The sequence below is a fragment of the Thioalkalivibrio sp. ALE19 genome, from assembly GCF_000428605.1.
GTDB lineage: Bacteria > Pseudomonadota > Gammaproteobacteria > Ectothiorhodospirales > Ectothiorhodospiraceae > Thioalkalivibrio.
This window is the reverse complement of record NZ_KE386771.1, coordinates 1-25512: the sequence shown is the minus strand read 5'-3', so window position 1 is coordinate 25512 and position 25512 is coordinate 1. Positions and strand designations below refer to the sequence as shown.

Annotated in this window: 41 protein-coding genes; 40 read left to right on the top strand and 1 reads right to left on the bottom strand. The window is 62.0% G+C overall.

The window, feature by feature from the left end; genetic code table 11:
- Nucleotides 1–37: 37 nt before the first annotated feature.
- From F787_RS0114960 to F787_RS0114905, 12 genes are all read left to right on the top strand, one after another.
- Nucleotides 38–430 (top strand): hypothetical protein, encoded by a 393-nt coding sequence (locus tag F787_RS0114960; RefSeq protein ID WP_028492714.1) that lies wholly within the window; start codon nucleotides 38–40, stop codon nucleotides 428–430.
- Nucleotides 427–1662 carry a hypothetical protein gene (locus tag F787_RS0114955; RefSeq protein ID WP_155989656.1) on the top strand — a complete coding sequence of 412 codons (1236 nt, stop codon included), beginning with the start codon at nucleotides 427–429 and terminating at the stop codon, nucleotides 1660–1662. Before F787_RS0114960 ends, F787_RS0114955 begins: the two co-directional genes overlap by 4 nt.
- Before the next feature lie 61 nt (nucleotides 1663–1723).
- Nucleotides 1724–2878 carry a hypothetical protein gene (locus F787_RS0114950; RefSeq protein ID WP_155989655.1) on the top strand — a complete coding sequence of 385 codons (1155 nt, stop codon included), beginning with the start codon at nucleotides 1724–1726 and terminating at the stop codon, nucleotides 2876–2878.
- Nucleotides 2875–3081, top strand: coding sequence for a hypothetical protein (locus tag F787_RS0114945; RefSeq protein WP_028492711.1), 207 nt, complete (start codon nucleotides 2875–2877; stop codon nucleotides 3079–3081). Before F787_RS0114950 ends, F787_RS0114945 begins: the two co-directional genes overlap by 4 nt.
- Nucleotides 3071–3439: a hypothetical protein gene (locus tag F787_RS0114940; RefSeq protein ID WP_028492710.1), complete on the top strand. Its 369-nt coding sequence runs from the start codon at nucleotides 3071–3073 to the stop codon at nucleotides 3437–3439. Before F787_RS0114945 ends, F787_RS0114940 begins: the two co-directional genes overlap by 11 nt.
- A 3-nt stretch (nucleotides 3440–3442) precedes the next feature.
- Nucleotides 3443–3655 (top strand): hypothetical protein, encoded by a 213-nt coding sequence (locus F787_RS0114935; protein WP_028492709.1) that lies wholly within the window; start codon nucleotides 3443–3445, stop codon nucleotides 3653–3655.
- A gap of 357 nt (nucleotides 3656–4012) precedes the next feature.
- On the top strand, nucleotides 4013–4414 hold the full coding sequence (locus F787_RS0114930; RefSeq protein WP_042806099.1) for a hypothetical protein: 402 nt from the start codon (nucleotides 4013–4015) through the stop codon (nucleotides 4412–4414).
- Nucleotides 4415–4417: 3 nt separating this feature from the next.
- Complete coding sequence (locus tag F787_RS15985) at nucleotides 4418–4672, top strand: hypothetical protein (RefSeq protein WP_051246235.1); 255 nt, start codon at nucleotides 4418–4420, stop codon at nucleotides 4670–4672.
- 22 nt (nucleotides 4673–4694) lie between these two features.
- On the top strand, nucleotides 4695–5153 hold the full coding sequence (locus F787_RS15980; RefSeq protein ID WP_042806097.1) for a hypothetical protein: 459 nt from the start codon (nucleotides 4695–4697) through the stop codon (nucleotides 5151–5153).
- On the top strand, nucleotides 5150–6751 hold the full coding sequence (locus F787_RS16235) for a hypothetical protein (protein ID WP_051246234.1): 1602 nt from the start codon (nucleotides 5150–5152) through the stop codon (nucleotides 6749–6751). Before F787_RS15980 ends, F787_RS16235 begins: the two co-directional genes overlap by 4 nt.
- Complete coding sequence (locus F787_RS0114910; RefSeq protein ID WP_155989654.1) at nucleotides 6744–7316, top strand: hypothetical protein; 573 nt, start codon at nucleotides 6744–6746, stop codon at nucleotides 7314–7316. Before F787_RS16235 ends, F787_RS0114910 begins: the two co-directional genes overlap by 8 nt.
- Complete coding sequence (locus F787_RS0114905) at nucleotides 7306–7839, top strand: PH domain-containing protein (protein ID WP_028492706.1); 534 nt, start codon at nucleotides 7306–7308, stop codon at nucleotides 7837–7839. Before F787_RS0114910 ends, F787_RS0114905 begins: the two co-directional genes overlap by 11 nt.
- Nucleotides 7840–8225: 386 nt before the next feature.
- Here the strand turns inward: F787_RS0114905 and F787_RS0114895 are convergent, their stop codons facing one another.
- On the bottom strand, nucleotides 8226–8687 hold the full coding sequence (locus F787_RS0114895) for a hypothetical protein (RefSeq protein WP_155989653.1): 462 nt from the start codon (nucleotides 8685–8687) through the stop codon (nucleotides 8226–8228).
- 215 nt (nucleotides 8688–8902) lie between these two features.
- Between F787_RS0114895 and F787_RS0114890 the strand changes: the two genes are divergently transcribed.
- The 28 genes from F787_RS0114890 (at nucleotide 8903) to F787_RS0114755 (ending at nucleotide 25481) form a co-directional block, all read left to right on the top strand.
- Nucleotides 8903–9751 carry a hypothetical protein gene (locus F787_RS0114890; RefSeq protein ID WP_155989652.1) on the top strand — a complete coding sequence of 283 codons (849 nt, stop codon included), beginning with the start codon at nucleotides 8903–8905 and terminating at the stop codon, nucleotides 9749–9751.
- A 2-nt stretch (nucleotides 9752–9753) separates the two neighbouring features.
- Nucleotides 9754–9978 carry a hypothetical protein gene (locus F787_RS0114885; RefSeq protein WP_019023042.1) on the top strand — a complete coding sequence of 75 codons (225 nt, stop codon included), beginning with the start codon at nucleotides 9754–9756 and terminating at the stop codon, nucleotides 9976–9978.
- Nucleotides 9975–10202, top strand: coding sequence for a hypothetical protein (locus F787_RS0114880; RefSeq protein WP_028492703.1), 228 nt, complete (start codon nucleotides 9975–9977; stop codon nucleotides 10200–10202). Before F787_RS0114885 ends, F787_RS0114880 begins: the two co-directional genes overlap by 4 nt.
- Before the next feature lie 80 nt (nucleotides 10203–10282).
- Nucleotides 10283–10726: a DUF192 domain-containing protein gene (locus F787_RS0114875; protein ID WP_369774293.1), complete on the top strand. Its 444-nt coding sequence runs from the start codon at nucleotides 10283–10285 to the stop codon at nucleotides 10724–10726.
- A complete protein-coding gene (locus F787_RS0114870) occupies nucleotides 10723–11253 on the top strand; it encodes a hypothetical protein (protein WP_028492701.1) in 531 nt (176 codons plus the stop codon). The genes F787_RS0114875 and F787_RS0114870 overlap by 4 nt, the downstream gene beginning before the upstream one ends.
- On the top strand, nucleotides 11253–11525 hold the full coding sequence (locus tag F787_RS0114865; protein WP_028492700.1) for a hypothetical protein: 273 nt from the start codon (nucleotides 11253–11255) through the stop codon (nucleotides 11523–11525). The genes F787_RS0114870 and F787_RS0114865 overlap by 1 nt, the downstream gene beginning before the upstream one ends.
- 19 nt (nucleotides 11526–11544) lie before the next feature.
- Nucleotides 11545–12555 carry an ERCC4 domain-containing protein gene (locus F787_RS0114860; RefSeq protein ID WP_028492699.1) on the top strand — a complete coding sequence of 337 codons (1011 nt, stop codon included), beginning with the start codon at nucleotides 11545–11547 and terminating at the stop codon, nucleotides 12553–12555.
- Nucleotides 12556–12584: 29 nt separating this feature from the next.
- Nucleotides 12585–13244, top strand: coding sequence for a hypothetical protein (locus F787_RS0114855; protein WP_051246225.1), 660 nt, complete (start codon nucleotides 12585–12587; stop codon nucleotides 13242–13244).
- Nucleotides 13245–13298: 54 nt separating this feature from the next.
- Complete coding sequence (locus F787_RS15965; protein WP_051246223.1) at nucleotides 13299–15383, top strand: bifunctional diguanylate cyclase/phosphodiesterase; 2085 nt, start codon at nucleotides 13299–13301, stop codon at nucleotides 15381–15383.
- Between the two features lie 15 nt (nucleotides 15384–15398).
- Nucleotides 15399–15749: a hypothetical protein gene (locus F787_RS0114845; protein ID WP_019023113.1), complete on the top strand. Its 351-nt coding sequence runs from the start codon at nucleotides 15399–15401 to the stop codon at nucleotides 15747–15749.
- An 82-nt stretch (nucleotides 15750–15831) separates the two neighbouring features.
- Complete coding sequence (locus F787_RS16225) at nucleotides 15832–16023, top strand: DNA-binding transcriptional regulator (RefSeq protein WP_051246221.1); 192 nt, start codon at nucleotides 15832–15834, stop codon at nucleotides 16021–16023.
- Nucleotides 16024–16199: 176 nt separating this feature from the next.
- Nucleotides 16200–16730: a hypothetical protein gene (locus F787_RS0114835; RefSeq protein ID WP_028492697.1), complete on the top strand. Its 531-nt coding sequence runs from the start codon at nucleotides 16200–16202 to the stop codon at nucleotides 16728–16730.
- A 99-nt stretch (nucleotides 16731–16829) separates the two neighbouring features.
- The gene (locus tag F787_RS0114830; RefSeq protein WP_028492696.1) at nucleotides 16830–17108 is read left to right on the top strand and encodes a BrnA antitoxin family protein; all 279 of its coding nucleotides are present in this window, start codon (nucleotides 16830–16832) and stop codon (nucleotides 17106–17108) included.
- Between the two features lie 88 nt (nucleotides 17109–17196).
- The gene (locus tag F787_RS0114825; RefSeq protein WP_155989651.1) at nucleotides 17197–17997 is read left to right on the top strand and encodes a hypothetical protein; all 801 of its coding nucleotides are present in this window, start codon (nucleotides 17197–17199) and stop codon (nucleotides 17995–17997) included.
- Nucleotides 17998–18046: 49 nt separating this feature from the next.
- Nucleotides 18047–18721: a hypothetical protein gene (locus F787_RS16220; protein ID WP_051246219.1), complete on the top strand. Its 675-nt coding sequence runs from the start codon at nucleotides 18047–18049 to the stop codon at nucleotides 18719–18721.
- A 68-nt stretch (nucleotides 18722–18789) separates the two neighbouring features.
- A complete protein-coding gene (locus F787_RS0114815; protein WP_028492694.1) occupies nucleotides 18790–19119 on the top strand; it encodes a hypothetical protein in 330 nt (109 codons plus the stop codon).
- 47 nt (nucleotides 19120–19166) lie between these two features.
- Nucleotides 19167–19682, top strand: coding sequence for a hypothetical protein (locus F787_RS17070; protein ID WP_019022989.1), 516 nt, complete (start codon nucleotides 19167–19169; stop codon nucleotides 19680–19682).
- A gap of 145 nt (nucleotides 19683–19827) precedes the next feature.
- A complete protein-coding gene (locus tag F787_RS16940; protein WP_155989650.1) occupies nucleotides 19828–20445 on the top strand; it encodes a hypothetical protein in 618 nt (205 codons plus the stop codon).
- A 212-nt stretch (nucleotides 20446–20657) separates the two neighbouring features.
- Entirely contained in the window at nucleotides 20658–21116 is a 459-nt protein-coding gene (locus F787_RS0114805) for a hypothetical protein (RefSeq protein ID WP_028492693.1), read from the top strand.
- Between the two features lie 38 nt (nucleotides 21117–21154).
- On the top strand, nucleotides 21155–21340 hold the full coding sequence (locus F787_RS0114800; protein ID WP_028492692.1) for a hypothetical protein: 186 nt from the start codon (nucleotides 21155–21157) through the stop codon (nucleotides 21338–21340).
- 63 nt (nucleotides 21341–21403) lie between these two features.
- Nucleotides 21404–21649: a hypothetical protein gene (locus tag F787_RS0114795; protein WP_019022991.1), complete on the top strand. Its 246-nt coding sequence runs from the start codon at nucleotides 21404–21406 to the stop codon at nucleotides 21647–21649.
- Between the two features lie 39 nt (nucleotides 21650–21688).
- On the top strand, nucleotides 21689–22174 hold the full coding sequence (locus F787_RS0114790) for a hypothetical protein (protein ID WP_028492691.1): 486 nt from the start codon (nucleotides 21689–21691) through the stop codon (nucleotides 22172–22174).
- A 1-nt stretch (nucleotide 22175) separates the two neighbouring features.
- Nucleotides 22176–22451, top strand: a complete 276-nt coding sequence (locus F787_RS15945; RefSeq protein WP_155986672.1) for an ATP/GTP-binding protein — start codon at nucleotides 22176–22178, stop codon at nucleotides 22449–22451.
- Nucleotides 22448–22705 (top strand): hypothetical protein, encoded by a 258-nt coding sequence (locus F787_RS0114780; RefSeq protein WP_019022994.1) that lies wholly within the window; start codon nucleotides 22448–22450, stop codon nucleotides 22703–22705. Before F787_RS15945 ends, F787_RS0114780 begins: the two co-directional genes overlap by 4 nt.
- Nucleotides 22706–22806: 101 nt before the next feature.
- Nucleotides 22807–23280 (top strand): hypothetical protein, encoded by a 474-nt coding sequence (locus F787_RS15940; protein WP_051246217.1) that lies wholly within the window; start codon nucleotides 22807–22809, stop codon nucleotides 23278–23280.
- Nucleotides 23280–23594: a hypothetical protein gene (locus tag F787_RS0114770; protein WP_028492690.1), complete on the top strand. Its 315-nt coding sequence runs from the start codon at nucleotides 23280–23282 to the stop codon at nucleotides 23592–23594. Before F787_RS15940 ends, F787_RS0114770 begins: the two co-directional genes overlap by 1 nt.
- Nucleotides 23595–23618: 24 nt before the next feature.
- Nucleotides 23619–23795, top strand: coding sequence for a hypothetical protein (locus F787_RS16935; RefSeq protein ID WP_155989649.1), 177 nt, complete (start codon nucleotides 23619–23621; stop codon nucleotides 23793–23795).
- 127 nt (nucleotides 23796–23922) lie between these two features.
- Nucleotides 23923–25481 (top strand): IS3 family transposase gene (locus tag F787_RS0114755; protein ID WP_369774285.1). Its coding sequence is split into 2 segments (ribosomal slippage): nucleotides 23923–24415 and nucleotides 24415–25481, totalling 1560 coding nucleotides; the frame shifts between segments, so codons are not numbered across the junction.
- Nucleotides 25482–25512 lie beyond the last annotated feature (31 nt).

Genomic DNA, 25512 nt, shown 5'->3' with positions numbered 1-25512 from the left:
AGAGTGTCGATGTGACCAACCCGAAGGAGAACCGGTAATGTCCGAGCGGTGCCCGGTGTGCAATACGCCGATGGAATTCCTGGCCGGCGAACCCGCGCACCCGGCGAATCTTTACTGTCCGAACGCCGCCTGCGGGCGGCGTGAACAAAACCCTGCCGAGGAAAGCGTCAGTGAGTCGAACACTAAGGGCCGGTTGCCGCAACTCGCACAGACGGAAGGGTTCCGCGATCCATCAATTCTCGATCAGGTTCCGCCGGGATGGCGGATCCGTTACGAGGACGGTGCAGCACAAATCATATCGCCCGACGGAAGCGGCGCCTGGTTCGGCACCAGTGACCTCAAGGATCGACTGGTGAGTCAGTTGGTGGAGGCCATCGTGGTTGGAGAGGCCTTCGATCAAATCGACCGAAAGAAGAGAAGCGCGCAATGACGAACCTGAACACTTTCCGGGACGCCGTTAAGGGACGGTATCCCCCGAAGCCCGAGAAAGGATTACCCCAGAGTCAGTGGGCCACCATGTGGAATGCCCTGGAAACTGTCAGCAAGGAGGATGCGGTAGCGGAAGAACAGCTAAAAGAGTTTTATCGTCAATACCGGGACATTGTAAGTGACGCGGTCCGGTTTGCTCGTTGGCTCGATGCCGTGCGTAAGGCCCTGGGAGTACCGATGCCATCGACGGACCATTCGGATGAGTGCCTGGCGAATGGCAGTCTTTTTGAGTGCCTGCGGGAAGCCGCCAGGACAGCGACGCCTCCGACACCCGATGGCTGGTGTTTTGCCCCCGAAAAACCGGACCAATACATGGTGGAGCAGGCCATCGAGGCGGGTTCCCCGCCCGGCTTTGTCGATCACTACCGGGTCTCCCTTGGCGCCATCTCCGGAGGAAAGCCAGAGGGTTACCCTGTGCCACAAGCCTGGAAGGAGGAAGGGCTTCCCGCGGCTCTCAATGTCCTCGTAAACAACCAGTTGAAGAGCTCCGAGAGACAGAAGGCGCTGGCTTTGCAGCAAGTAGCGTACTGGATGGAAGCTGAAGGGGTGGAAAGCGGTGTCTCTCAGGAAACCGAGACGAATGGGATCCCCGAATACGGTGATATCGAAATCGGTGAGCTGGCCAACCGGGCCCGGAGTGATGCGTATGCAGTCGAAGGATTGCAGGCTCTTTGGCTTAGGACGGATGAGGCTCGGTCTATGGTCGATGAATATGCCAGGACGCTCGACCGGGTTCGAAGAGAACTTGGCGTGCCGCCACAAGGCTCCCCGGAGGCGCTGACGGAGACCCTGGTGGAGACCATCCGGAGAAGGGAGTTCTCCGCAAACGAAAACTGGATGCTTGTACCGTTGGAAGCGGATGAAAGGATGATCGAAGCGGCTCGGGAAGCAGGCGCCTCGAAAGACTTTGCCACACACTATCGAGCGGCAATCCGTTCGGCGCCAGGAATGAAAACGTATCCGCCGAACGCGCCTCAGTTCTGGGTGGATGCCGGCATTGCAGACGTTCTTCGCGATATGGCGTCCGACTGGTATCGAGGAGAACTGTCGACTGAGCGGGGTGTTGCCGATGAATTCAAGAAGAATCAGAAGCAAATGGCCCGGTGGGCAGAAGTGATGAGGCACATGGCGGAATGGATCGATGCCTCGAAGGGCGCCCGGGAGACAGCATGAGAGCAACGCGGGAAAAGACTGTCTTCGACCCCAACAGTGAACGGAAAAAGAGGAACGAGCAATGATATATCAGAGCATGATCGAAGAAGCCGCCGCCGGGCGGTACCCGCAAGAACCCACGGATGAACAAATGGGTCCTTTGAGGGCTGCATGCAAGGACGATTCGGTCGCGATGGAACAGCTGGATCATCTGATCCATGTGCATCAGAAAACGATCGAGGATATCCATCGGTTCGCTCGCCTTCTGGATGCGACTCGTCAGGCAGCGGGGTTCCCCTCCTCGGGTTCGGAAGATGAGCTGTACAGAGCCTTGCATGAAGCCGCCAGCGTGGCCCATCAACCCACCCCTGATGGGTGGCTGTTCGTCCCCGTCCGGCCGGATCCGCACATGGTCGACCGCGCCCTCAAGAAAGGCGCCGGGCCGGACTTTGCGGACCACTACCGGGCGGCGCTGAAGGCGATTGAAGGCACGGAGCCCGAACGGGTTTCGGCGCCGGCGATCTGGGGGGAAAGCTGCGTGACGGACGCCCTTCGGGATCTCGCGGGTGACGAGAAGGTATCGGGCGATATCCAGACCGCACACGCTCTGCAATCGATGGCGGGATGGATGGACCCCATCGCACCGACAGCCGATGCACGTCGGGTATCCGAACCCGGCATCCAGGCCCGATATGAGCACGAAGAGGCCAAGCAGCTGGAAAGCCGGGCCCGGAAGGATGAAGCCGCCGACAACGCCCTGATGAATTTGCGCGACGCCCTGCAGATGAACCAGGAGATCGCCATGGAGTACGCCGAAGTCCTGGAGGGTATCCGGTCCGAACTCGGCGTGCCGGCGCATCCACTGGAATCGCTGGAGGTACGGCTGACCCGTGCGATCGAACGAAAGGAAGCCCTCGCAAACGAACGATGGGTGCTGGCGCCGCTGGAGGCCGACGAGCGAATGGTCGAAGCCGCCCGCGCAGCCGGGGCGGCCGAGGACTTCACGATGCACTATCACGAAGCGATCCAGGCGACGCCCGCGATGAAGCACTACCAGGCCAACGCCCCTCGGGAATGGGTCGATGCCAACCTGGGGGCACTTTTCCATGACACCGCGTTCGAGTTGTCCCAAGAGGACCCGTCGGTCGGGATCTTCGCGGATCCGGAATCCGCGGAAGTGCTGGAACAGATGGCGGCGTGGTTGGACGCATCCAGTGAACAAAGGGAGGCGGCATGAAGGAAGCACCGGACAAACGGGTCTTCGATGCCACCAGCGACCGCTACATCCCGATGCCGGCGTTTGAGCGGATGCCCTGCGGGGCAATGGCGCCCGTGGACGATACGGGGAGTTTTCCCGCCTATCGCTGCCAGAACTGCGGGGCACTGAAGGGAAGCATGGGCGTTCCCGATCGCTGCCAGGAGAGCGCCGGTGAAACGTAAATGGCTGTACCAGGAGAACGACAAGCCCCCTGCCCTCGCACCGGCTGCGCTGGTGGAAGCGGAGTGGCGGGACATCCAGGGCGGGCCATCGGCCGTGGCCGATGCCATCCGCGTCGATGAAGTGCCGTGGTCGCAGCGCGTTTGGTATCGGCTCCTCACCGACCGGGATGGCACCCCGTACTGCAGTGCCGAAGGCCTGGAGCCGGAAACGGAGAGTGTCGCAACGCACCCGGACGGTACCGTGGTTCAGATTCAGTCCGCCGAAGCGGTACTGGGGACGATCACGGAGGCCCCGGAAACCCATCGGCATCCCGCGTCGCCGGACGATTCGGTTCGGGTGTACCGGGTCTGGAGGTAATCGGTGGCCGAATGGATCGAAATCCTGGCGTTGCTGATCGGTTATGCCGTGATCGTCGCGGGCGCCCTCGCCCTGGCCGCGTTCGTGGTGTTCAGCTGCATCAGCTATTTCTGGCGCCGATACGGGGACGTGCATGCCCTCGTGAACGTGGTACGGGAAGCGAGGCGTCAGGGGCGAACAATCTATCGAGAGGACAAGCGAGATGTCGATGATTAAGCATGACAGCCACAATCCGCCCACACTGGCACCGGCCGCCTGGGTCGAATGCATCGACGGTCCGAATGGGTGGGTGGATACGGTGGCGCGAGTGGACTGGTGCCCGGGGATCGAGTATCAGCCGCTCACGGCTGCGGATGGGGTGCCTCTCTGCAGCCCGAAGGGGTTGGACGCTTTCGCGAGATACGTGGTCACCACCGGGTATGGCACCGTCGCACAGACCGACTTGATGCCGGAGCGGGTGGAGGGAACCTGGATGCCTACGGGGAACTGGTGCGAAGCACCGGAAACCCATCGCCACCCGGGTAACTGGCGGGAGTCTCTGTATCGCGTCTGGGCAGGACCGGGAGCCTGAGCATGTCGTGCGGATGTGACACGGAAGTCCCGGATCTGTGTCAGCAGGATTGGCGCACGGCGCAGAAAGCGCACCGATGCGCCGACTGCCATCGAGCGATCCGGGCGGGTGAGCAGTATCTGGAATACCGAACCCTGCTCGACGGGAGCTGGCGGATCGACCGGGTCTGCCCGCACTGCGATGCGGTACGGGCGGCCCTCGCAAGTCGCCTCCCCTGTTATTGCTATCTGATCGGCGGGCTCTACGCCGACGAAGGGCTTCCCGAATACATCGCCGACCTGCGTTCGGCCGAAACAGGCGATGCCTTCGCCGTGCTGCGGTTGATCGTAACCGGCCGCCGCGCGAAGCAAAACAGCCCCTGGACCGAACATCATCGCTGGCGGCGCAAGCAACCATCGAGGTAACGAATGGACGCAAACTGGAACAACCGACACGAGCGGGCACGTACCCTCCTCCAGTATGTAGCCGAGGCCGGCGCATCCGAAAAAGGCGATCACGCCCTGCAGGAGCTTCGCCGGTACATCGACTCGATGGAGGCCGTAGAAAACGAACTCACGACGGCCTATATGGCTGGCTTTGAGGACGGGAAGGATTCGGCGATTGAGGGGCAGACATCGAGTGCAAAAATGTCCGACAATGCCGGGGTCAAGGAAACGAAATAACGGGTCACCCATGGAGGGAACAATGAAAATTGAGAGACTTGCCAGGGACGGTTGGTATCCGGTCAGTCCGTCGGAGATGGTCAACCTGGAACCGGGCGATATCATTCGCGCGGGTGACAACCCGGCCCCGAAAAGGATCACCTCGCCGCCAAACGATTGCGGAAACGGAAGGTTGGAACTAAAAGCGGAGCCGGCCATCCCCTCGGATGCCCCTGTTGCCGTCAACCTCGCCTCCGATGCCGTTGCCGAGGCCATGGATTGCACCTGCGGATCAATGACGGATTTCGGAGACGGCACCGGGATCCTCGCGGATTTTGCAGCGACCGGGAATCTCTATTCCCCGCGACTGCCGCATGAGGAACTGAAGGCCTTCTGCGAGGAGCATATCGAGCGGTACCGGGCCTTTTTCGATGCGAACCGGGACGCTGTTGAGGATGGGAATCCGCCTCCGATGGAGCCCTGGTGGGGAGAGTCGCGATGAAGATCGAAACGCTCGAAAGGGATGGATGGCGGTGGGTCAATGCGTCGAGTCTGCCCGAGGGGGCGATCATCCGGCTCAACGACGACCCGAAGCCCATGCGGGTAACGGAACCCCTGAAGGAAGGTCAGAAAAACATCGAGCGTTTGGGGTGCGAACCGGCGATCCCGAAAAACGGCTCGACCCCAATCCCGCTGGTATCCGACACTGTGGCGGAAGTCATGGAGTGTACCGGCGGAGAAGTCACACCGCTGGGGGACGGCACCGTGGTCATCGCGGACTTCGAGGGCGCCGGGCATCTGTATTCGCCACGCCTGTTCCTGGAAGAACTGGAGGTCTTCTGCGAGAAGAACATCGAACGCTACCGGCAATTCCTGGAAGCGAACCGAGAGGCGATTGAATCCGGGCAGCCGCCACCGATGGATGCCTGGTGGAGTCGGTCCATGGCCGGCGACCGCAACGAGAAGCTGATGACGCTGCTGGCGGATCTGGAAGAAACCTTCCAGGCGTACAACGCCGTCGCCCGGGGCGCCCTGGACATGAATGTATCGGTGGGTGCGCACGCCCTGCGCCGCCGCATTGCGGCGCGGCTGGAGGACAACCGCCTCCCGAGTCCGGAAGAAACGCGCTGGCTGCTGGAAGACGCCATCGAGGTCCTGAACAACGATCCCGTGCTGACCGAGTCCGAGCCTGCCCCTCACCGGGAAGACCTACTGAGCCGGTGCCGGTCACTGCTGGACGCAGACAACCCAAGGGAAAGCCGGGAGAGGGTGACCGAGGCGCTGTACGATGCCGCGGCGGACGCGATCGAGGCCGGTCTGATCCCGGTGCCGGAGCCCGCACACCGGCTGGCGCCAGTGGATGAACAGGCGGTGGAGGCCGCCGGGCGCCTGCGCCTGGCGGTGGAAGGCTATCGGGCATACCGGGAGCACATGGAAACGCTCAAGGTGGATCCGGTGGTACCGCGCACCCTCCCCGGCTACGTGTCCCGTCAGGACATCCATGCGTGGGTTCGGAAAAAACAGGAAGAGCTCCGCGAGACCGGCGACGACCTCTTCGATCGAGCCGCGGTCCTGTCCGGGTGCGACTCCTTGCTGGATATCGCGGACCAGGCCCGGGGGATGCCCATGGGCTGGCGGGAAACCCTGCAGTCGCTGGTGGCCTGGATCGAGGCGTCCCGGGACGATGCGCAGCCGGACGAAGACCCATCGGATCTGGTCCGTCATGCCCGGATGATCCTGGAAACCACGCAGCCGGTGGTGCTGATGGATCGGGAGAAGGTCCCGCGCTGGAAGGAAGACGCCGCGCGCGAACTGGCCCAGTACCTGGGGGAGCATCCCGATTTCTCCGATGAAGAGTCGAAACTGGGCTATCGGTGGCAGGACTACCTGCGCATGGTTGAGCTGGTGGAGAGCGCCCATCGGCGCCATGTCGATCTGGCCGATGACTGGAAGGATCGGGCGGCGTACGCCATCTGCCGACAGTGCGACGACGACCCGGACGCTCAGGGCGATGCTCGGGGGAACGATTATCGGTGGCAGGACTATCTCGAGATCGTCGAGGAAGTGGAACGACAGCGCCAGGAGGCGAAACATGCTTGACTGGATCACCCCCGGTCGTCGTGATCGAACACGGCGCCGTGGATGGCCCGAAATGAACCTGAAGGCTTATGCCGTTTATGCCCTGCTGATGATGGCGGCCATCGGGATCTGGGGCATTCCACAGGATCATCCGATTACCCAGCATCTGTCGTCCGCCTGGCCGTTGACGCTGGTGATGATGATGGGCCCGCTCATCGGGTCCAATCGCATCCGATCTCTAGTGAAGTGGATGATCGCGCCACTGCTCCTGGTCGCGACGATTCAGGTTCACATGATCACCGTGTTGGTCTCCGGGGTCGAACCGATCCCGGAAGACCCCATGGCTGGACCGCTGACGTTCGTGATTCTGTACATCCTCGTCGCCGGCCTGGCGCTCGAGGTTCTGGTGCGCAGCCGCCTGGAACACGAACCCGAGCCCGCCGATCAAACCGAATCCGGGACCGCGCCTGGAGCCAGCGAGGCCCGGGTCGCTGAATCATCCAGCGACGCCGGCCATGACGAACAGCCGTACCCGGAAGAAACCGGCACGCCCGAAACCAGGGAGGGAAAACGAAATGACAAATGAAGCGAGTGTTGTGGTTCGCCCGGCCATACGGGCGTTTTACGGGCGGATCTTCTTTTTGCTGCTGCTGGCGGCCGGTGGGTTGATGGCCCCGAACGGTGTGGCCTGGCTGGCGGAACAGGATCATCAGCAGTTGCGCGATCTCGCGGCCGCCTCGTTCGACCTGCCGGGGCTCGGGGACACCGGGCTGGCGACGATCGGAATGATGATCGGTTTTATCGGGGCCGCGGTCATGGCGCTGTCGATCACCTACTCCCGCTACTACTACACCTGGACGTTTCACCCGGGGTATATGCACGCCTCCATTGGACTGGTTGCCAACAAGGAGCGGTCGCTGTACTACGAAAACGCCCGAATCCCGACCATCCGGCGGGGGATCGTTGATCGGATTCTGGTGGTCGGTGATCTGGAGGTTTCATCGACCGGCGGCGGCGACGAAGGGGAATTTCACATGCAGCATGTATCCAATCCGAAGCGGCTCAAACAGGTCGTGATGAATCGAATCGAAGCGTCGCGGGGCAAGTGAAAACGATTGATGGCAGAACCGCGAATTCCGGTGTAACATAAAAATCCGGCCACCCCGCCAGGTGGTCGGCGCTCATATACTTGCCTTGAGCGAGCTCAACTTCGGCATCGGGCAGTCGCAAGACGACCCGAAAAGGGCCAGCATCCGAACGGGTGACGGCCCTTTTTTGTGTGCATCGAGGTTAGCGTTTTCGTTTCTGCCGGCGATCGAGATACAGCGCCAGAACCACGATCAGCGCCGTGCCGACGGCCACCATGCCGATCAGAAAATAGGTGGTCCCCATGGATGCTCCTCCCCTCGCCGTCTCGATCCATTATCCGCCAGCTCGGGGCTCAATGCGACCAGAAGCGTCCGCCAGCCTGGGGCACGCCCCGATCCGACCGCGGTTACTCGGCGCGGTCGCGGGCCATCATCTGCTGGATGCGGAACAGATAGGTGACCATAGCGCCAACACCGAGAATCAGAAGACCACTGACCACGCCATAAAGCGAGACGCTCAGGATCGACGCCACGATCGCCAGGTCGCCCGCCTGGTCCGGGAGATGTGCAGCCTTGACGAAGCCGTCAACCAGATCGACCAGGATTACGATGACCCCGATCACCATCAGGGCCGGGCCCACGGCATCACGCGACTTCAGGGCTTCCTGGACCGGGTCGTTGCCCTGACCGGCTGAAGCCCCGCTCGCACCACTGGAGGAGTGGGGTTCGCCGTCCAGCGGCTCGACATCCACAATAACGGCATCCGGATAGCTTTGTTTCAGGCGTTGCTCGGCCCCCCGGGCATTCGGTGCGTCGATCGACATCCCGTGATTTTCACCACCTTGTTCAAAGTGAACATGCCACTTCATTTTCACCTCTCATGCTGTTTTGGAAAACGACAACGCTAGACGAAAAGGAAGGTCGAAAACAAGAAGGCGATCGGGTAACATTCAGCATGTAACAAGAAAATCGACAGGGAGAGAAAACGGGTTAGGATGACCGCAAATCCAGACGACAGGAGATCCTGGAATTGACGGCGACGGATGCGAAACCGATTTTTGTACTCGGGGCGGATGACCCCGAGATGGCGCGAATCAAGACGGTCGTCGGGCTGGCCCGAAAGCTCGGGCTGGTGAGCGGCTATATTCAGGGGTGGTCGAAAGGATCGCCCGTTCACCCGGGCAACGCCTACGCTGTCGATCAGTGTCCGGGGCTTCCCGGTGACGTACCGCTGGTGCTCGTAGAGTGCGGTTTTGCGGAGAGCGCGCCCAAGGAGTGCCACGAGCGGGTCATCCAGCGCGTGGATCACCATAACCCCGGCGATCCCGGGTTTGACTGCGCACCGGAGGCCTTCTGGGAGGGCTCATCGATCGGTCAGGTGGTCAACTGGATCAATAGCGACCTGGCGGAACCGCAGGCGATGGGGCCGCTTTTCGCGGAGGCCGTAGCCCCGCACATGCGGGATCTGTACCTGGCGGCCGCGGCGGATCACTGCCTGAAGGCCGCGTACGAAGAATGCTGCCCGGGAATTTCGTCCGAGGAGATCGAGACCTGGCGGGTACAGACACGCGCGAAGCACCAGAACCAGCCGGAGGAGACGGTCCGGATGCGTATCCGGGAAGCCCGGGCCACGATCATGCAGGCGTTGCACAATCCGGAACAGGTGGTGGAGATCGCGGGTGGCCCCATCGTGCGGCTCCCGGGGACGATCAATGAGCTGCCGGAGGCTTCGATGCAGCTGGGGGTGCCGGTGGAATACCGCATGGAAGATGCTCGATCGAAACGCATCAAGGTCGGATTGATCGGCGGGGAACCCGCGCAGATCGAGGAGTGGATGGACCGGTTCGCTCGGGACTACGGGCTGGAAGATGTCTATGGGGCCCCGGTTCGGGGTTTTGCCGGAGGGTATCAGCCGATGAAAAAGGAGGATTGACGTTGGATCGAACGATCGACCGCGAGGATTTCTTCCGTTGGGTGGAGAAACAGCGCCTGGTGTATGCAAGCTGCATGGTGACTCGCGGATCATTCCGCAAGCCCCTCGAGTTCGTCACCAACGTCGGCGCAAACGATTTCGAGATTCGCCTGGGCGAAAAGGTGGTCTACGAGGGCGATTCTTTCGAAGAGGCACGGGCGGCTTACGAACGTGAGGTGAACGCATGATGGCACTGGGCCCCCTGCCCGGCACCAGCCCGCGGGACGACGCCATGCGGGTGCTGCCGGAGGGGACGCGGTGCCAGCGCCGGGGCGCCTCCCCTCACCCGCATTTCGTGATCCTCCTGCCGGGTGTGGAGCAGCCGTATGCCATGGGCCGCAGTGCGCCGCAGGCCTGGACGCGTGCCCGTCAACGCTGGGAGTCCCGAGAACAGGTTAGCAGCAGGGCTTAATCGTGATGCATGTTCCTTCGAGTATCTATATCCCGTGGGTCTCCATTCTGGTGGGCCTGACGGTGGGGCTCATGGTCGGCATGAGTCTGGCGATCGCCGAAAACAACCGAGACCAACTCGCAAAGAACGCGCCCGGGGATCTGCCGACCCTACCCCTGGAGGTGGGCGACCGGACGCTGACGGTTGAGCTCGCCGCCAGCCCCGAAAGTCAGCGACGCGGGCTGATGCACCGTGAGCATCTGCCCGATGACCACGGCATGCTGTTCCTGTGGGACAACGCCGGCCCTCGGGCCATGTGGATGCGCAATACGGTCATCCCGCTGGACGTCGCGTTCATCGACGCCGAGGGGGTCATCACCAACATCGAGACCATGCAGCCGGAGACCACCCGCCAGCATGAGTCCGCAGGCCCGGTTCCTTACGCCCTGGAGGTCAATGCCGGATGGTTCGAGGCGCACGGCATCGAGGCCGGTGACCGGATACCGGAGCTGGACCGGTCGCAATTTGAGGGGGAAGCGAATTGATCGAACTGCGCACCCTGCAGGGATCCCGAACACTGACCGAAGAGATGCGGTTTATCTCCGATTGCGGCTACCGCCGTTTTGTGTCGTGTGCGCAGGAGACCCCGGACGACCCCGAACCGCCGCGGATCGCATTTCAGGTCGAGATGTGCGGCATCGCCACGGCCGAGGTGTCCGTGCAGCGCAATGGGCAGACGATCAGCGGTTTCCCCCTGGAGGTGGGTGATCTGATCGGGTTCCAGCGATTCGACGGCCTGGAGCTGGTGGAAAGCGAGGTACGGCGCCTGAAGATCATTCACTCGGACGAAGTGAATCCGAGCGCGGGCGCCTGGCTGGAGTCCGAGGCCGTATCGGACGACGAGATCGAGCAGATCCGTCGATCGATGGCGAAGAAGCTGGAGCTGAAATCCCCGGCGCATTACCGCGCGCTGTCGATCGCCACCCCCGTCGAGGTCGTGTATCTGGCCTCGACCATGTGCCCATCAAGACACGAATTCGCGCCCACACGCGCCGTTCCATGGAGGGACTGATGTTCTGGCTGGATCGTGAGACGCTGTACCGCAATGGATTCCAGTACCTGGGGCGTCAGTATGGCGTATTGCCGATCGCCATTCGCATTGATGAAAACGGATCGGCGGACCTGGTGCATCGTATTCAGGGGGTGACCTGGTTCAAGAAAGGCGTTCGGGCCATGTGGGCCGCAACGCATGTCGCCAGTTATATCGTGGAGACCGAGCGGGAGATCGAGGACCCCTTGAAGGCTTCCATCCGGATCACCGGGCGGGTCGGGTTCCCTGCCTGAACGAACAGGAGAACGCGCCATGCGAATGGCCCTCTGGCAGCACCCCAAGCGCAAAACGCTTCGCCGCGTGTATATCAATGGCATGCCGGGCGTTCCCCGCGAGAACAAGCTGTATTTCGAGCCCATCGGGCGCTCCCGGATCGGCATCCGCCTGGTGGCCGGCGACTGGCACGAACACGCGCTGGAGCAACTGTTCGAAGCCGGCATCCTCGACTCAGCGGCGGACCTGGCCGGCATGAGCCTGGAAGACGTGGTGGAAGCGAGCGAGAAGGAGCCGGCCGCCCCGCCCCCGGCGCGGGCGACCCGGGGTCCCGCACACCGCGATGCCGAGGTGGCCGCACTGGATCCGCGGACGATTCCGGTACCGGACCCGGTCACCATTCGGGTGGACCATCGCGAGCCGCCGGAGCTGTTCGACGCGCTGGCGGGCATCCCGAACGTCGAGATCGAGCGCGCGGAGCTGCCGATGGGCGATATCGAAATCAACGGGTCCATCGTGATCGAGCGCAAGTCGTGCCGAGGGAACAGTGACGGTCACACCGATTTCGAGGCCTCCGTGATCGGCGAGGACAAGCGCCTGTTCACGCAGTCGGAGAAGATGCGGCTGGCGGAGGGGTGCCTGCCGATTTTCATCCTGGAAGGTGAGCCCCACCAGTCCCAGCAGGCCATGACGCCGCAACAGGTGGACGGGGCGATCTCGTTCCTGGTGACCGTCCAGCGGCTGAACGTGATCACCACCTATTCGGTGCATCACACGGCCTACGTCCTCGTGAAACTGGCGACCCACGACCGGTCAGGCCTGGGGTACGTCCCGCCGCTGCGCGGGAAGAAGCCGGCCGGGCAAAAGGAGCGGCTGGCGTTCGTGCTCGAGGGGCTTCCCGGTTTGAGCGGGGCTTTCGCCCAGCGCATCGCGTCGCAGTACGACACCCTGGCAGACATCGTGAACGCCTCGGACGAGGAATTGCTGTCGATCGAAGGCATCGGCCCCAAGCGCCTGGCGGATATGCGTCGGGTGCTCGGCGGCGGATAGGAAACCCACGAGAAGAGATCGAAGAAATCATGGAAGAAAACACGCAGGAGCCCGACCATTTGGCGGGCACCCCCAACCAGGTCATCATCCACGAGATGCCGGACGGCTGTTTCGGTATTGAGGCGCCGCAGGGCGCGTCCATGCGACTGATCGCCAGCCTTTTCCACGGGCTGGCGGAACAGGATCCGTCGCTTCAGATGGATGTCGATCTGTCGAGACGTCTGGGGTGGACCTATTTCCTCGGTCCGCAGGAGGCGCTGATTCAACGCCGAGACGAACAGAAGGCCGAAGCGGAAAAGAATCGGCCGGATGCCGGCGCCGGCTTTATCGAGCGACTGAGGCACTGGTTTGAGTTCGGCGAACGCGGACTGTCTTCGGAGACGCTGGCGGCCTATGCGAAAGCGAAGCACGGGAACGGATCGCTCCCCGAGGACATCGACTACCCCCTCGATGCGGGGGATCTGCGCCGGTGCCGGTTGCTGGTGGAACAGGTGCCCGAGGCCTCGCCCAACCAGCTGCCCGATCTGCTCGACGCCAGCCCGGAGTGGAAGGCCATCGCGTTCGAGTGGGACGCGCTGTGTGCCAAGATGGACGAGGAATGCCCCGAATGGCGTAATCCACCGCGCGATGCCCGTTCTCGCCAGGTCTCCCAAATGCTGAGCTCGATCGTGTATCCCGAAGTCAGCTGAACGGCCCGGCGCGGGCCGAAAATGGACAAAGTCTGCAACAAGGAGTGTGACGCGATGCCTGTTTTCCCGGTGATCTACCCCACCGTGCGGTTCCGTATCGACCCGAACGGATACATCATCGACCTTGGGCCGGAGTGGGAGGACATGACGGGCATCCCCCGCTCCACCGCTCTCCGGACCGGGGTGGACGAATGGATCGAAACCCCGGATCCCGCCTACACCTTCGATGAGTGGGCAAAGGCTCATACCTGCCAGCTGCTCGATATCCGGCTCAAACGGCGCTCGGGGCCCTCGGAGTGGGTCGTTTGCTGCGTGGATCCGGAGGCATTTGAGGATGGCTCGTTCGGCGTGACCGGCTGGATTTTCGATCACAACGACTCGATTCGCATCTGCCGGGAAATGCGGAACGGCGGAGCGGGCAGCGAAACGTTCCTGAAGTCCCGGCCCTGCTTCACGATGAGCCATGACGGGACGATCCTGGCGCAAAACGAGAGCTACAAGCGTTTCTTCGATGCCCGCCCCGGGGAGGATGCCTGCGCCCGTCCGCCGTTCTTCCCGGGACAGGAAGACGAGGCCACCATCCCGACGGAAATCCTGCGGGTGCTCCGGCTCAAGGGGTTCTGGATCGGCCGGGTTGGACTGCAGGACTTCGGGCATCCGGAGACGGCCGGCACCGACATGATCCTGGACCTTCGGGTCGTGAACGGGTTTTCAGGGAACGAAGGCGGCCCTTTCTATTTCGGGACGCTCTATCTGAACCCGGAGGAGGCGCCCAGCTCGGGCGAGAGCGACTGCCGGATCAAGGATCAGCGCGACACGCTCACCGGGCTGCCCGATCGCAACATCCTGACGTGCCGGCTGGAACAGGCGATCACGCACTCCCGGGACAATCAGTCCATCGGGGCGCTCGTCTACATCGACATGGACAATTTCAAGGAGGTCAACGACGCGATCGGGCGGGAACAGGGAAACGACATCATCCTGATCGTTGCTCGCCGGGTGCGGAACATCCTGCAGAAGACGGATACGGTCCACCGCCCCGGCGGGGATGAATTCGTGATCCTGCTGGAGAACATCCGGTCCGTCGAGGACATCCCCGGCATCGTGGAGCGGATCCGGGAGGCGATCATCCGCCCGATCCGGCTTTCCACCGAGATCATCAACATCCAGGCCAGTATCGGCGTAACCGTGTTCCCGGACGACGCGGGGGACAGCGACCAGCTGATCCGCCATGCCGACCAGGCGATGGTCGCGGCCAAACAGCAGGGTGGCGATCAGATCCAGTTCTTCGATAACGAGAACAACCGCCGGCTCGCCGCCCAGTCGTCCGAAATGCGCGCCGTCCACGGTGGCATCCGCAACGATGAATTTGTCCTCTACTACCAGCCAAAAATCAGCATCGCCTCCGGCGAGGTGATCGGCATGGAGGCCCTGATCCGCTGGCAAAGCCCGCAGCGGGGTTTTCTCAACCCGGGTGCATTCCTGCCCTACATCGAAGGCACCTCCGTCACCCAGGATCTCGACCGGCATGTGCTGGGGCTCGCCCTTCGGCAGATCGAAGCCTGGTCGGAACAGGGGATCGACGTCCCGATCAGCGTGAACATCGGCGTCGACCTGCTGCAGAGTGCCGACTTCGTCCCGATGATCCGCGAGATGCTGAGTCGGCACCCCTCCGTGGCTCCGGATCGGGTAGAACTGGAAGTCCTGGAGACGGGCGCGATCGATGACATCCAGGGCATCTCCGCAACGCTCAAGGAGATCCGGGACCTGGGGGTTGGACTCGCTCTGGATGATTTCGGAACCGGGTATTCATCGCTGGCCTACCTCAAGCGGTTGCCTACAGACACCCTCAAGATCGATCGAACCTTCGTGCGCGACATGCTGGAGGATCCCGAGGACCTCAACATCATCGACGGGGTCATCAGTCTGTCGAAGGCCTTTCACCGAACGGTGATCGCGGAAGGGGTCGAGACCCGGGAGCACGGCCGCGTGCTGTTCGAACGCGGGTGCAGTCAGGGCCAGGGGTTCGGGATCGCCCGGCCGATGCCGGCCGAAGAGGTGCCCGAGTGGCTGACCCAGTGGGCCCAATCGGAAAGCGAGGGCTGGCGGTTTGAAAAGCTGGCGGCCGGACAGAACTGACAGGGGAGGATGGGGATGGAGACCAAGGCATTGATCGTAACCGCACACCAGGGGCGAGGCCGTCCCTACGTCGCCATCGAGGAGCAGGATGCGCCCGATCGCTTTTCCCGGAGTCTGAAGTGGCAGCGGCGCCGGAACGGGTTGCCGGGCGTCGAGCGTGATCGGATTCCGGAGAAGGATGGAATGCAGGCCATGCTGCAGCGCGGAGTTCTGGTCGCGGACGCCGAGGAGCTGGGCCTGGTTGAACCACCGGGCTGGATGACGCGCTTCGGACCGGCCGCAACACCGGCCGACGAGGGAACGCCGGTCGTGGTCTGGCTGGACCGGGAGGAACTGGTCCGGCTGACCGAAGGCGGCCGAGGGTGACACGGGTGATCAGCCACGCATTGCGTGGCGCCAGCGACGGCGGGGCCACGCAAAACGTGGGACCGAAGACAGAGGCGACGCATTGAATCCCGAAGACATCCGGCGCTGGCGCGAGATGTCCGGTTACTCCCAGGGGGAGGCCGCGGCGGCGCTGGGCGTCAGCACCCGAACGATCGAGGACTGGGAGTCCGGCCGCCGTAACCCGCCGCCGTACCTGGGGCTGGCGGTCGCCGCCCTGCTCTATGGGTTGCCGGCCTGGCCTTATCGGCCCTGACCGGGGCTTCGGCATCCGGTTCCCTTGAGACAACCAACCCTTCCCCTGGCCTGCCCTTCCCTTAACGTTCTTTGCTGTACGCCCGGAGAATCTTAGCCGCGAGGAAGAAATCGACAGAAAGGGGGCTCTCGATAAGATCAGGATCGAATTCAGAAAACGATCGAGAGAGAGACGCAATGGGATACGCACACCATGTCGACAGGAACCGGGCATTTTCGAAAAACGAGTGGAAGGCGATCCAGAAAGCCTTCATGAAACTCATCGACCACATGCCGCCCCGAACGGACACGGCCGGCGGCTATCACGCGGAAGATCCCCTGATCATCGACGATGGAGATGGCAACCCGCCGAAGGTTGATGGAGACGAAATCCGGTTCAATGGGGCCGATGGGGCTTCCCGTATGGACCTCAGCTGTGAGCCTTTCCGGATGACACGAGAAGGCCAGAACGATCCGGCCTCGGTCAAAACCGACCGCAAGCCGTACGATCTGATGGTCTGCGCGGTGCTGCTTGTCACGGAAAAGGTCGCACCGGATGCGGTCGATGTGACCTCCGACGGGGACCGAAACGGACTCGAATGGCAGGCGGCTCGGGATTTCGTGGGCCGGGTGCTGACGGATGACGATCTCACTCCGGGGCCGGAAGGTGAAAACATGGAGAGCTGGCTTCAGCGCAAGCAGGCCGAATACGCCTCGGTGGCATTCTGAAGGCCGTGCCACGATGCGCGTTGCGCGTAACGACGGATTGGCGTTACACTCGGGAGTGATCGACCACCGCCAAGTAGCGAACCCTCGAGGTGAAAAACGATGACCGCCAGCCCTCCCGAGAAACCCGGTACCGACTGGGACCGTCTGCAGAAAATGTCGGACGAGGACATCGACACCTCGGACATCCCGGACCCGACACCGGAACAGTTCGCGCGCGCCGCGGCCCGAAGAGGCCTCGAGCCGCCACCCCGGAAGCAACAGGTGACAATGCGGATCGACGCCGACGTCCTGGAGTGGTTCAGGGCCGGCGGAGAGGGATACCAGTCCCGGATCAATGCCCTGCTCCGGGCGTACATGGAAGCGCACAAGAAGTCATAACGCCCCGCCCCCGGATCGCCTTCACGCACCAGCGAGGTGCGGTGGCGGCACCCATGGTTTGTGCCACGCACAACCCGGAGATGCATTGATGGTTCGCACACGGACAGCCCCCATCGAGAACCCGACGCGGGTTCGCCTGGTGACGCCGGAGGATCCCGGCTATCGGGGAATGCTGCGTCAGACCATGCAACAGAAGGCCCCGAAGCAAGCGAATCGGATGCCCAACCCGAGGCCGACGCATCGGCTGGCGGAGGATTTCGAATGGGCCGTGCGCGACTGGCTGGCTGACCAGGGCGTGCCACTGACCGACAAGCGGGTCGCCCTTTTTCGACACGGTGCGTATTGGGATCAGCGCGCGGGCATGCTGGAGATTGATGCCGTCGAAGCCCCGGCCGACCGTCCGCCGCGGTTTTTCGAGGTCAAATCGGGCGCTTCGGCAAAGTCCGCCCTGACGGCCGGACGCGGGCAGGCGAACCGACGGCGCACCGTATTGCGTCATCTGAACCCGCAGATCGCGCACTGCGTGATCTGGGTGCGGCCGGTGCCGGAGCTCAAGCCGCCGCCCTCGATTGGCACCACCCGGGATCTCCGGGATCTCAAGCTCCCTGTTCCGAGTGAACCCCAAAAGAACCCGCCGCCCGTCCTGATCCTGGAGGCCGGCGCCATGTGGGAACGGCTGCGGCGAGCCGGGCGGATTCGCGACGAATCGTTGTGGGAAGGCCTGCAGCGGGAGGCCCGGGGCCTGGACGATTACGAGGCGCTGGAGCGGGAACGCAGGGAAGAACAGGCCCGTCTTTCCGTGGCCGGCGACGGCGGTGAATCCCCGCTCGCACAGGAGCTCCGGGCCGCCATGCAGACCGGGGCCTCGAACACGAACGCACCCCACTGAACATCCACGGCAGGAGACGAACATGGGCAGGAGGAAGGAGCCTCGAGCAATGGAGCATGAAGCCCGCGACTTCGCGGGAACCCTCGTGGAGATCGCTCACGACTGCATCCCCGAAAACCTGAGCGGCGAACTCGAACAGCCGCTGCGGTTTCGCCGGGGACGCGGGAAGCGAACCTACCACTGCCTCGATGACGGGGAACACCGGATCACGATCGGGCCGGAGATGGTCCGCCAGCACCTGGTCGGGGATGTGCACGGCTGGCTGAACTATCGCGAGCGCAATCGCCTGGGGTGGCCGGTGCCCTGCTCGATCCCGACACTGCTGACCCATGTGGTGCTGCACGAAGCTGCTCATGCGGTTCAGATCGAACAGGGTGGGCGCCGGTACGGCAGCGTTCATAACGCGACCTTCTATCGAATCCTGGCAAGCCTGCCCGGGCACGGCTGGGCCTCGGAGCTGGAGGCTGCGATCCGGACCGCCTACCCGGATGAGGCCATCCAGGAGACGCCGGACAAACCCGAACGGCCCCAACCGCCGAAGATCGAATTGCCCCCGCTCCCGCTTGGTCGTCAACTGGCGATCGACTACCAGGGGGTTCGATTCAATGGAATCATCGAGCGACGCAACCCCAAAACCGTGACGATTCTGGGCGCCTGGGAAAGTGGCCGGCGGGCACGTATTCGCGTTCCCTATCCCCTGCTCCCGTCAATCCTGGTCGAGTGAAGAAATCGACAAACGGAGGCGGTTCGATACGCTTTCCCTGAATACATCGAAAAGAGGAAAGAGGAAAGATGGAAAGTACGGATCTGCTGCAGTCCATTCCGGCGCAGCCACAACGTCAGGACTCGGTGAGCGAACAGATGGCCGATCTGCGCCAGGTCGCCAACCGCCTCGGGATGTACGATGCGGCGGACGCGATCGGACAGATGTTCGAAACCGAATCCCTTGGGCGGATGAAATACGGCTGCCATGTCGAAGCCGAGATCGAAGGCATCATCGACGAGAACTGTGTGCTGGATTACGGCCGCCCGGAGGAATGCATCTATGCCAAACCCGGCATGCGTCGGGAACAGTGCCAATACTGGCGGGTGATCGACGCCAGCGCCATCGGGCAGGACTGAGCCGGCGAAACCGGCGCCACGACGAAAACGAATCCGCGCGAGAGGCCATGAAAGACCACACCCGAACCCCATCACCCTCGGGAACCTACGGCTTCATCGTGCGCCGCACGATCAACGGAGAAACCCACCAGCGCAGCTTCCCCGCCCGGGCCGACCGGGACCCGCCTGATGTGGTCGAAAAGGCTCGTCAGGCTGCCCTGGAGTACGACGCGCAGTTGCTCCGGGCAATGGAGGCCGCCCGCGAACGGCGGCGCCAGGCGCGCAAGCCCAAGGGATTGTCTCCGGTCAGCGGTGTTCAGCCGATGCTGACCGATAGCGAGAAAAACGGACGGCGTTACGAATATCGGGCCTGGGGCGTTCGGAAATACCGCAATGGAACCACAATCCAGCGGAGGTTCTCGGTCGCTGAATACGGCGATCAGCGTGCCTGGGAAGAGGCCTGCCGGTTCCTGGCGCAGCTGGAGGGGATCGACCCCGAGCCACTGATCCGCCAATACCCGGGGGTGGGAATCTGGGATCGAGTCTGGGCGCAGCGGAAGAATACGAGAGGGGAGACAAAGTAATGATGAAAGTATCGGACATCGATGTACACTGCGACCCCCCCCATCCCCCGAAACGATCGAGCAATGGAACGAAGACCTACTCGAAAGCTGGAAACGAACCAATGAAGATCAGGCTCGATATCGACGTAAAAACCGAATTGCAGGAGTGCTGCTGACAGCAGTATTCACTGCGACCTGGTACAGCGGTATTGTTGACTGGCCGCACTTCGTGGTTCCAGTCTTAATCGTTGCGTTTTTTGCGTTTCTGGCGATCCAGGGCGATTGGTCATCCACGATGATTTGGATGATTATCGCAACACTTGTGGCGCTAATACTCATCTCCCAGCAGGAGCACGAGAGATTATCAACCCTTCTGGAGGAAAGCGATAATCCAAGTGAGACGCATAAGGAAGCGAATGTTGCGGCTGTTTACCTGGGAGGCACTTTTGTTATATCCATGTTTGGGTATTGGCTGGGTTATAGGTACGCCAGCTCTCGCGAACACAAAAGCTTTCATGAGCCAAGAGAGAACATCAAGAAAGAGCTGATGAAGCTAAGGCCTATTTGCCCGGAAACCCATCCTGACGAATGCCTTGTTTATCTCTGCCTGACAAACCAAGATAAAGTCTTGGAAAGTTACCAGAGAAAGATCGCACATCAAGGCCGTCGACCTCTTGTTGTGGAATACAAAGTGGCTCGAAAGCGGGTATGGGGGGAAGAAGGAACCGAAGAAAGGAGGCAAAAGGCAGAATCGGCTTGCAGACAGATGGGGGCGGTGTCGTAACTATGGGAGACCGTATGCCATCTGTACCACACAGGCTTCGACGAGAACGCGGGGGCTCAATCCATCACGTTAAGCCTGGCAACCCGGCATTTCCTTCCGTGCCGTTCGACGGATACACCACCCTTTCCGGCGTGGCGATCGAGCACAGAAAATCGCTGATCTAAAATAATGGGTATCCGGATTATCCGGTTGATACATAGAAGGGAGAGATTATGAACGACATCACATTCAGCGATGCACTACGTAAGCAGCTCCGTGACCCGGAAGCCTACCTGGAACAAGTAGGTAACGTGCTTTTCGGTCTTTTCCGGGTGCTAGGTTGGTGGGTGATCATGACCACTACCTATACCTCGGCCGCCGCGATCTTCGCATTCATCACTCAAGACCTTAGTGCGTACTCACGAGGTGATCTGCAAGAGGGCCTGCGGGTTATCTGCACATTCGCCGGTGGGGCTGCTGCCCTGGCGTGCCTCTTTGGCAATACCGGAAGGTTCCGAGACGTATTCAGCGCCAGGGCATGGGATGAAGTGGAACGCTTCCAGTCCATCAAGGAAAAGATCGAGTCGCAGATTGATACAACGGAAGTGCTGCTGGTCAAGCATGGTCTGATTACCGAATCCGACGTGGAACGTCGAGCTGCTACGGTAAGTGGCACCTCATCAACCACTTAATCCGGATACCCAAAATAATTTAAGGCGAAGGAAGGAAAATGATCAACAGTCAAGAAGTTCAGAATGTATTGGGACTTTTGACGATAATCGCGATGCTGGCGGCGTACGTTACACATGTAATCCACTCCATCGCGGAAGAAGCCTGGGTGATTCTGGTCATCGGCGCTCTCTTTTTCCCTGTTGGGATCATCCACGGTGCAGCGGTCTGGTTCGGCATCTTCTAAAAATCGACAGGCGGGGAAACTCTGGCAAAGTGGATGATGAATCCATCGAGCAGAGGACAATCCATGATTTCGGATGATCGAGTCACACGCTTTCACGAAGGTCAGGTCTGGGAGAACTCGGCAGGTTATTACGTCCGCGTGATGCAAATCGAAAACGGTCAGGCCGTGCTCCGCAAGGGCGCGGATGGTAGCGGACGGATCACCCGCAGGCCCTGGGACGGGATCAGCCTCCGTTGGGGGCTCGTGGGCGATCCCACTGCCCCCGAAGAGTACCCGGTCGGGCAGGATAGTGAGGGCAAAGGCGGGTGAAACACCCCTTTGCCCCTCCAAGGTTCAAGGGGGTATTCCATGAGCCGGGATAATCGCCCGAAGACGAACGAGCGCAACGACCCAGGCAAACCCGAAGAAAAGGGGCGCGTTATCTATGCCGAAACCCGTTTCAGGCCGGAACAGAAGCCGAAGCCGAAAACGAGAAGTCAAAGGCGCGAGGAAACGCCGATTCCCAAGGGGCTCCATCTGACCCGGTACAACTGGGCCCTCGACATCGGGGTTCCAATCCTGATTCTGATGGCGTTTCCGGTCGTCGCCTTCTTCATCGAATCGAACGGAACGATTGGAGAAGAAGGAAACGCCGAGATCGAGCGAATGGTCGCAGAACAGCCGGATCTGGAGCCAATGGTGGAGGAGCGCAGAGGCGACGGGTGTGGAAGTATCCTGTTCGTCACCTATAACGAGGAGTGCATCACCGGATGGGACTATCAGGAGATCAAGGAAGCGTACCAGGAGTTGAAGAAGACCCAAGGCGAATCGGCCACAGCGTATGGGGAGCGATGAATTGACTGTTGAATTGAACAAACGAATCCGCCAGCTGCTGCTGGAAGCCTGGGACATGGAAGCGACCGAGGCGGAACACATCGCTTCCGACTGCGCAGCGGCGCTCCAACAGGGCGGATCCTATCGAGAGCTTATGTCCCGTTTGATGCCGATTTTCCCGCCGTCGGAGCCCGAAACAGCCGAGGACGTGGCTCATCGCCTGATTGGGCTGAACAACGCCCTGCGCGCCCGAGAGGAAGCCGCATCCAAGGATCTTTCGAAGGAGGCCGAAGCGTGAAAATCTATGTCCTGTTGGCACAGCGCAAAGAGAGCTACGAGGGAGAGTACGGCCCCGAAGCTCTGGGAGCGATGACCGAGTACGAATACGACATCAACCCGGAATTTCTTGAAGAGCGGCGGAACGAGTATTCGCGTAACCGGGAATTCAGCGCCGTCCGGATCGTGGCCCTCGATATCCCCGAGGGGGAAGTCGAACGCCGATTGATGCCGGAGGCGACGCCGATTCAGGCCCGCGTCGCCAGCGAAGAATAGCCCCACCCCGCAACCCTCCCGGTGTCGCGCTTGAACCGCGACACCGGGAGGGTTTTCGCTCGTGGCAGAATCAACAAGCCCTCGAACTGGAAGGAGGCCGCATGTACGAAGGAGACGTAGGACATCACAACGATGGGATGGAAACCGAACGGGAATGGACGTTCACGCATGTCTACTGGGAGCCGATCGAGTTCTCCGGGGAGCGGATCTGCGTCGGGAGTTTTCTGCTGGACGAAGAACGGGGTGAACGGATACTGGCCCTGCCCCTGGGCCCCGAAGACATGGACCGCGTGACCGACAACGGCGGTGAATGGTTGCGGGCCGATCTGGAGGCGTGCTTTCGACGCCCGACCCCGTTCCCGCTTCCACCCAACGTGACCCTGGGGCGCTCCGTCTCCATTATCGCGGAGACCGCCCGCGAAGCCGCCGATACGGCGCTGCGTTTCCACGCGGCGTTCATGCGACCGGAGGGGCCGGAAATCCTTAGAATGGGTAACCAGGTGAAAAGTGATCGGCCGGAATGCCCGGATGTCGTGACCGAAAGCGAACGAAAACAGCAAGAGGAGGCCGTCTGATGGAAGAGCCGAGCATGTTCATCAGCCTGTTGGTTCTTGGAGCAATCTTCGTTGTTCTGGGAGTTATCGCCCTCTGGGTGAGCGACGTATTCGACCCGCCCATGCCGGGGAAAGGTCAGACGGCGAAAAACGGCAATAAAGTGAAAAAGGAAAGGGCTTCAGTGAAAAAGGAAAGGTATTCGGGGATGGCGCAGATGAAGAGTCGCAGCTCCACCGAGGAATACTTTATGTTCCATGACCAGAGCAAATGCTATCCTTTCAGTGACCACTCCTCGTCCTCGATGGGCACGGGCAGCGATTTCGATCACCACTGAACAAGAGAAACACAGGGAGGTTCCATGTCGACATCGGATGTCGTCGGCGGGGTCCTTGCCATTCTCCTGGTCGTCGCAGGACTGGCTGCCATCGGATACCAGGCCTGGCGGTGGGAGGAGTCGCGCGACCGCGACCGCGAAAGCCGCAGGGGCACCAAACGCAAACACCAACGAAACCATACCCACGAAACCCACGACTGACCGCGGCCAGCACACGGCCGCGTAGAACGCCACGGAGGCACGACCGATGGAGCAGTACCAGAACCTGATCCGGCACATCCTCCCCCACTGTCAGGCTAGTTGGAACCTCACCCGATGTTAGGGTGTTATCAACGACCGGGGGCGAAGAGAGGTTCCTGTGAAGTACTCGGATGAACGCAAGGAGGCGGTGCTGAAGAAGCTGCTGCCGCCGCATAACCGGACCGTGGCTCAGCTGGCCGATGAAGAAGGGATCTCGGCCGCCACGCTGTATAACTGGCGCCGGAAGGCCCGCGAGCAGGGTCGGCTGTTGCCGGACAGCAGCCCGGAGCCCGAGGGCTGGAGCTCCCGGGACAAGTTCAATGCCGTGCTGGAGACGGCGCCCTTGTCCGAGGCCGAGGTGGCGGAGTACTGCCGCCGACGGGGTCTGTATCCCGAACAGCTCCAGCGCTGGCGCGCGAGCTGTGAGCAGGCCAACGATGCCGCCGACGCATCGGCGCGGCAGGAGCGGGAGCAGGTTCGCACTGAGCGCCAACGGTCGAAAGAACTCGAGAAGGAGCTGAAGCGCAAGGAGTCGGCACTGGCCGAGACCGCCGCTCTGCTGACCTTGCGAAAAAAAGCGAACGCGATCTGGGGGGACGAGGACGCATGACCAGCGCCCCGGATCGCGAACAGGCCATCAAGCTGGTCGACGAGGCGCGGGCCGAGGGGGCGCGCCTCGCCCCGGCCTGTGTCGAGCTCGGCATTGGGTTGAACACCTATCGCCGCTGGAAAACCGGTGGCGTCGATGGCCGCCGGCACGCGGTGCGGCCATCGCCGTCCAACGCGCTCACCGAAGCCGAGCGGGACGAGGTCCTGGCCGTCTGCCATCGGCCGGCATGGGCCAGTCTGCCACCGGGGCAAATCGTGCCACGCCTGTTGGACGAGGAGGACCGCTACCTCGCTTCGGAATCCACCTTCTACCGCCTTCTGCGAGCCGCCGGCGAGCAGCAGCGCCGGGGGCGGGCCGCGGCGCCCCACAACCCCGGCCCGCCACGACGGCACACCGCCACTGGCCCCAATCAACTCTGGAGTTGGGATGTGACCTATCTGCCTACCCGGATCCGGGGGCAGTTCTTCTACCTCTATCTCATCATCGACCTGTTCAGCCGGAAGGTGACCGGCTTCGAGGTCTTCGGGACCGAGAGTGCGGCCAACAGCCGCACCGTCATCGAACGCGCCGTGTTGCGCGAGGGCGTGGCCCACCGGCCTCTGGTGCTGCATGCGGACAATGGCAGCGCCATGAAGGGCGCCACGCTGTGCGCCCGTCTGGAGGAACTGGGGGTCACGCGCTCCCACAGCCGGCCCCGGGTCTCCAACGACAACGCCTACTCCGAAGCGCTGTTCCGGACGGCGAAGTACCGGCCAAGCTATCCGCCGGACGGCTTTGACGACCTAGAAGCGGCCCGCCAGTGGGTCCTGGACTTCGTCCACTGGTACAACCACGAGCACCGGCACAGCGCCATCCAGTATGTCACGCCGGCCGAGCGCCATCGGGGCCGGGACCGCCATCTCCTGGCACGCCGCAAGCATCGCTACGAACAGGCCAGGGCTGCCAAACCGGAACGCTGGGGTGGCCGACCGGTCCGTGACTGGACGCCCGTCGAGGCGGTCCACCTCAACCCGGAGCCGGCATTAGAGGCCGCATGACCCAATGTGCCAACTTCCTTGACAGCCACCG

What these genes read in the sequence shown, in the direction of transcription:
- F787_RS0114945 (WP_028492711.1), top strand. Translation starts at nt 2,875, where the DNA reads ATGAAGGAAGCACCGGACAAACGGGTCTTCGATGCCACCAGCGACCGC.
- F787_RS0114930 (WP_042806099.1), top strand. Translation starts at nt 4,013, where the DNA reads ATGTCGTGCGGATGTGACACGGAAGTCCCGGATCTGTGTCAGCAGGAT.
- F787_RS0114860 (WP_028492699.1), top strand. Translation starts at nt 11,545, where the DNA reads ATGCGAATGGCCCTCTGGCAGCACCCCAAGCGCAAAACGCTTCGCCGC.
- F787_RS0114845 (WP_019023113.1), top strand. Translation starts at nt 15,399, where the DNA reads ATGGAGACCAAGGCATTGATCGTAACCGCACACCAGGGGCGAGGCCGT.
- F787_RS0114800 (WP_028492692.1), top strand. Translation starts at nt 21,155, where the DNA reads ATGATCAACAGTCAAGAAGTTCAGAATGTATTGGGACTTTTGACGATA.
- F787_RS16235 (WP_051246234.1), top strand. Translation starts at nt 5,150, where the DNA reads ATGAAGATCGAAACGCTCGAAAGGGATGGATGGCGGTGGGTCAATGCG.
- F787_RS15965 (WP_051246223.1), top strand. Translation starts at nt 13,299, where the DNA reads ATGCCTGTTTTCCCGGTGATCTACCCCACCGTGCGGTTCCGTATCGAC.
- F787_RS0114790 (WP_028492691.1), top strand. Translation starts at nt 21,689, where the DNA reads ATGAGCCGGGATAATCGCCCGAAGACGAACGAGCGCAACGACCCAGGC.
- F787_RS0114905 (WP_028492706.1), top strand. Translation starts at nt 7,306, where the DNA reads ATGACAAATGAAGCGAGTGTTGTGGTTCGCCCGGCCATACGGGCGTTT.
- F787_RS15985 (WP_051246235.1), top strand. Translation starts at nt 4,418, where the DNA reads ATGGACGCAAACTGGAACAACCGACACGAGCGGGCACGTACCCTCCTC.
- F787_RS0114895 (WP_155989653.1), bottom strand. Translation starts at nt 8,687, where the DNA reads ATGAAGTGGCATGTTCACTTTGAACAAGGTGGTGAAAATCACGGGATG.
- F787_RS16935 (WP_155989649.1), top strand. Translation starts at nt 23,619, where the DNA reads ATGTCGACATCGGATGTCGTCGGCGGGGTCCTTGCCATTCTCCTGGTC.
- F787_RS0114960 (WP_028492714.1), top strand. Translation starts at nt 38, where the DNA reads ATGTCCGAGCGGTGCCCGGTGTGCAATACGCCGATGGAATTCCTGGCC.
- F787_RS0114865 (WP_028492700.1), top strand. Translation starts at nt 11,253, where the DNA reads ATGTTCTGGCTGGATCGTGAGACGCTGTACCGCAATGGATTCCAGTAC.
- F787_RS0114855 (WP_051246225.1), top strand. Translation starts at nt 12,585, where the DNA reads ATGGAAGAAAACACGCAGGAGCCCGACCATTTGGCGGGCACCCCCAAC.
- F787_RS0114910 (WP_155989654.1), top strand. Translation starts at nt 6,744, where the DNA reads ATGCTTGACTGGATCACCCCCGGTCGTCGTGATCGAACACGGCGCCGT.
- F787_RS0114815 (WP_028492694.1), top strand. Translation starts at nt 18,790, where the DNA reads ATGGAAAGTACGGATCTGCTGCAGTCCATTCCGGCGCAGCCACAACGT.
- F787_RS15940 (WP_051246217.1), top strand. Translation starts at nt 22,807, where the DNA reads ATGTACGAAGGAGACGTAGGACATCACAACGATGGGATGGAAACCGAA.
- F787_RS0114875 (WP_369774293.1), top strand. Translation starts at nt 10,283, where the DNA reads ATGAGTCTGGCGATCGCCGAAAACAACCGAGACCAACTCGCAAAGAAC.
- F787_RS0114795 (WP_019022991.1), top strand. Translation starts at nt 21,404, where the DNA reads ATGATTTCGGATGATCGAGTCACACGCTTTCACGAAGGTCAGGTCTGG.
- F787_RS16220 (WP_051246219.1), top strand. Translation starts at nt 18,047, where the DNA reads ATGGAGCATGAAGCCCGCGACTTCGCGGGAACCCTCGTGGAGATCGCT.
- F787_RS0114890 (WP_155989652.1), top strand. Translation starts at nt 8,903, where the DNA reads ATGGCGCGAATCAAGACGGTCGTCGGGCTGGCCCGAAAGCTCGGGCTG.
- F787_RS15980 (WP_042806097.1), top strand. Translation starts at nt 4,695, where the DNA reads ATGAAAATTGAGAGACTTGCCAGGGACGGTTGGTATCCGGTCAGTCCG.
- F787_RS0114880 (WP_028492703.1), top strand. Translation starts at nt 9,975, where the DNA reads ATGATGGCACTGGGCCCCCTGCCCGGCACCAGCCCGCGGGACGACGCC.
- F787_RS17070 (WP_019022989.1), top strand. Translation starts at nt 19,167, where the DNA reads ATGAAAGACCACACCCGAACCCCATCACCCTCGGGAACCTACGGCTTC.
- F787_RS0114835 (WP_028492697.1), top strand. Translation starts at nt 16,200, where the DNA reads ATGGGATACGCACACCATGTCGACAGGAACCGGGCATTTTCGAAAAAC.
- F787_RS0114805 (WP_028492693.1), top strand. Translation starts at nt 20,658, where the DNA reads ATGAACGACATCACATTCAGCGATGCACTACGTAAGCAGCTCCGTGAC.
- F787_RS0114950 (WP_155989655.1), top strand. Translation starts at nt 1,724, where the DNA reads ATGATATATCAGAGCATGATCGAAGAAGCCGCCGCCGGGCGGTACCCG.
- F787_RS0114955 (WP_155989656.1), top strand. Translation starts at nt 427, where the DNA reads ATGACGAACCTGAACACTTTCCGGGACGCCGTTAAGGGACGGTATCCC.
- F787_RS0114825 (WP_155989651.1), top strand. Translation starts at nt 17,197, where the DNA reads ATGGTTCGCACACGGACAGCCCCCATCGAGAACCCGACGCGGGTTCGC.
- F787_RS0114830 (WP_028492696.1), top strand. Translation starts at nt 16,830, where the DNA reads ATGACCGCCAGCCCTCCCGAGAAACCCGGTACCGACTGGGACCGTCTG.
- F787_RS0114770 (WP_028492690.1), top strand. Translation starts at nt 23,280, where the DNA reads ATGGAAGAGCCGAGCATGTTCATCAGCCTGTTGGTTCTTGGAGCAATC.